This is a genomic window from Chamaesiphon polymorphus CCALA 037, from assembly GCF_003003845.1.
GTDB classification, from domain to species: domain Bacteria; phylum Cyanobacteriota; class Cyanobacteriia; order Cyanobacteriales; family Chamaesiphonaceae; genus Chamaesiphon; species Chamaesiphon polymorphus.
On sequence record NZ_PVWO01000545.1, the window covers coordinates 1 to 3,662 of the forward strand.

At 49.1% G+C, this 3,662-nt stretch carries 4 protein-coding genes; all 4 read right to left on the reverse strand.

Going from position 1 to position 3,662, the window contains the following annotated elements; translation table 11 throughout:
• Positions 1–58 precede the first annotated feature (58 nt).
• Entirely contained in the window at positions 59–652 is a 594-nt protein-coding gene (locus C7B77_RS26080) for a Uma2 family endonuclease (protein ID WP_106311861.1), read from the reverse strand.
• A gap of 50 nt (positions 653–702) precedes the next feature.
• Complete coding sequence (locus C7B77_RS29420) at positions 703–1,008, reverse strand: hypothetical protein (RefSeq protein WP_181244041.1); 306 nt, start codon at positions 1,006–1,008, stop codon at positions 703–705.
• Between the two features lie 56 nt (positions 1,009–1,064).
• Complete coding sequence (locus C7B77_RS26085) at positions 1,065–1,931, reverse strand: pentapeptide repeat-containing protein (protein WP_106311864.1); 867 nt, start codon at positions 1,929–1,931, stop codon at positions 1,065–1,067.
• 280 nt (positions 1,932–2,211) lie between these two features.
• Positions 2,212–3,662, reverse strand: a 1,451-nt coding sequence (uvrC, locus tag C7B77_RS26090; protein ID WP_106311868.1) for an excinuclease ABC subunit UvrC, incomplete at its 5' end; no start/stop codon positions are given.

Here is a 3,662-nt window from a genome sequence, read left to right on the forward strand (position 1 = left end):
GCCTAGTACTAGAGTTTTGGAAGTCCCTGTTGAGTTTAAATCTAGATTTGCGCGTCTATTACAATATCGATCGCAAATCTAGGACAAATCCAGGCAGTACATCCTCACCACTCAAAGTTACGGGATTTTTCAAAATCTCTACTATATTCTGCCCCAGGCGATAGATTTCGACTTCTTGCTGTTGGGGATTAATCAGCCAGCCCAAGCGCACACCTACACGCCGATACTCCATCATCTTCACTCGCATATCGTTCAGAGGATCGGTTTTCGAGCGTAGCTCGATGACAAAATCGGGTACCACCGGAATAAAACCAGAAATATCGACCCCCTCTAGCCGCGACTTCTCGATCCACGAAACATCTGGCGATGGATTTTTGCCACCAAAAGCTGTAAAGTCATAGCCCGTCGATGAGTCAAATACTTCACCTAATCCAGTCTGCTCGCTCCAGACTACAAATCGAGCAGTAAGTTTTGAGTTACGCTTGCCAGTTTCACCGCCAGTTGGAGGCATAACAATTAATTCTCCATCTTTGGTTAACTCTAGTCGTAAGTCACGATTTAATTGACACAGCCGAGCGAACTCCTCTGGCGTAACCCGTAGCTTTAAATCGGCAATGTTCAGCAATACTGGCTGCGATTCTAGTGTTTGCATAATTCTTCATTGCTATCTATTTCAGCAGGATATGTGGATCGTACATAGTTTTAGTGGTGTTGCCGATTTAAGGTCTGATTCTCTGTTTTTGCAACAAACTGATTCCTCCCAACTCCCTGCTTGGTGCGCTGTCTTGTCTCGATCGCTCGTAAACCGTCGGGAAACAAAGGCGTGCGCGAATCGCTGACCCAAACACATGCGGAGGGAGCGATGCAGTGTGGGCGGGTGTCCCGCCCATACAACTGCATCAGCGGCGCACCTCGGTCGGGTTTCCCGACCGTGAGAGTGCGACAAGACAAGACAACCTCCGCGTGATTTGGGTCGCTAATCCGTCTGGAAACCAGACGAGCGCGCATCCGCAACTCTCAACTAAATCCCTAGCTCTTACATACCCCAATCCAGCAACACCATTTTAGTTATACACTTGTCCATCTGGCATGATGGCACCGATGAGATTGGCACCAATTAGTCTCACTGCGATCCTACCGCCAATTTTAATTCGCGCTCCCGTCAGATCGGCACCGCTAAGATCGGCACCGCTGAGATCTGCTCCGACGAGATTTGCCTCTCGCAGGTTGGCATTGCTAAGATTTGCCTGAAATAAATTTGCCCTAAAGAGATTGGCTTTTTGCAGATTGGCACCTTGTAAATTGGTGTTGTGTAGAAAGGAATCCTGGAGATCGGTGTTACTTAAATTGGCATTGCTAAGGTTCCGTCCCGATAAATCGCGCTCGCTGAGGCTCGTACCGCTCCAATCGACGCCACTGAGATCGGGACGTGCCGGGGGCGTGCGCTGGGGTGTCTTGATATGGTGGCGATGATTTGTGGGTCTGGTAGCTGAGGATTGGGGATAAACTGGTGTCTCGGTGACTTTTGCTGGTTGTGTTGTCGATGGACGCGCTGGTTGAGGCGGCTCTGGACGTGCGGAAGCCCGCCGCGAATGTTGGCGTTGGGTAGTTCTATATGTCGGCTCGCGTTCGGTGCGGGTAGCGTCTGCTTTCGCCGCTCCATTCGTCGATCGAGATGAGGTAGTATGGGTGCGATCGCCGTTACCGTTGCCATTAGTACGCGTGGCTTGGTACTCGCGCAATCTGTCGCGAGCATTGTTGATTTCTTTGAGTTTAGCTTGGGCTTTTTCTTGGAGGCGAGCACTATCTTGGGGCAATCTGTCAGGATGCCATACCAATACTAAATCCTTATAAGCCTGGTTCACTTCTTCGAGTGAAGCCCCAGGCTCTAGTTCGAGTGCTCTGTACCAACTCTGTAGATCGTCATTCATCTATCTAAAGTAGCACTACTACTGACGAAGGTGATTGCACTTATCGATTAAATTAATATTCTTTATGGATCGGCAAGTATAGATCGATAGGTGCCCATAGATCTACACTAAATTACTAAAATTTTCCTACTGTCTTGTCTTGACACGCTTCACTTATCTGGTCGGGTCACCCGCCCAGTGAGGAAACCACCAAAGCGCGTGTCGCTGGAGCACAGAACCGTTAGGTTTCCTGACTGTTCGCGCGTCGCTTGCCAACAATATTTATAGTTTAACTAGTTATTTACTGTGGATGAAAGTAATTGTAAATCTCCGTAGCAATGTGAGAGCCAATTCCGGGAGCTTTGGCCAAATCTTCGACAGAAGCCGCCCTAATATAGTCGATCGAGTGAAAATGTGCCAGCAGTTGTTTTTGGCGATGGCTACCCAAACCTGCAATATCATCTAAATAGGATCGTTTTTGTTTTTCGCTACGTTGTTGGCGGTGGAAGGTAATCGCAAAACGGTGGGACTCGTCCCGCACGCGGCGCAGCAGTTGCACTCCAGGTTGTTCGGCATCGGTCGGTAGTGGCAAGCTTTCGCCAGGGAGAAATATTTCTTCCCGTTGTTTGGCGAGGCTGACAACACACATCTTATCGGCTAAATTCATCTCGGCGAGGATGCTAATGACGGCGGATAATTGACCTTTACCGCCGTCAATCATCACTACGTCGGGAAAGTTCGGATCGTCAGTATTTAAACCGCCTGCATATTTCCGAAATCTGCGGCGCGCGATTTCGGCATGACTGGCGTAATCATCCGAATGTCCGATCGTAATTTCGGGATTCTGAATTTTATAGTGGCGATAGTGTTGTTTGGCTGGCAAGCCATCGATAAATACCACTTGCGAGGCGACAGCATTAGAACCTTGAATGTGAGAAATATCGAATCCTTCAATCCGGCGGGGGACTTCAGGTAAATCGAGGACTTCGGCGAGATCTTGCAATGCCCCAAGATTGCGTTCGCTTTGGCGTTGGAGGCGCGATAGCTCGTGAATGGCATTTTTCTCGACCATCTCGATTAGCTCAGCTTTAGCTTGCCGCTGGGGGGCAATTAGCGTAACTTTTCGCCCCTTGCGATCGCTTAAATAATTGGCTAACATGTCGCCTTCGGGTAATGGATATTGCACCAAGATCTCTAGGGGAACTTCTACCGGATCTGCTGATTGATAGTGTTCTTCTAATACCCGTTGTAAAATCGCACCTAGTTCTTCATCCGACGCCGCGCTAGTAGTTTCGGTATGCTCGGATAGGGATTCTATTTGCGCTGTAAAACCCAGTCTACCGACTAATTTACCAGCACGAATTTGGAATAATTGAACGCAAGCAGTTTTGGCATCGGCAGCGAGGGCGATCGCGTCGCGAGAGACGGTATCGTTGGGTAGGGAGACTTTTTGCTCGGCATTGAGCGCGGTGAGATTGTTGATGCGATCGCGAATCAGTCCGGCTTGCTCGAAATCCAAGGCTTCAGCGGCTTTGTGCATCTGTGCGGACAAGGTTTCGATCAGTTCTCCCGTCCGTCCTTGAAAAATCATCGCCACTTTTTCTACGGTTTGACGATATTCTAGCGGCGCGATTAAGCTTTGACAGACACCGGGACAGCGACCGAGATCGTAATTGAGACAGGGACGATCTTTGAATAATGGTTGGGGTCGTTGGCGGAGTGGAAAAGTCCGCTTGATAGTATACAGGACAT

Excerpts from the sequence above, each read along its gene's own strand:
- C7B77_RS29420 (WP_181244041.1), bottom strand. The coding sequence starts at position 1,008 with ATGCGCGCTCGTCTGGTTTCCAGACGGATTAGCGACCCAAATCACGCG.
- C7B77_RS26080 (WP_106311861.1), bottom strand. The coding sequence starts at position 652 with ATGCAAACACTAGAATCGCAGCCAGTATTGCTGAACATTGCCGATTTA.
- C7B77_RS26085 (WP_106311864.1), bottom strand. The coding sequence starts at position 1,931 with ATGAATGACGATCTACAGAGTTGGTACAGAGCACTCGAACTAGAGCCT.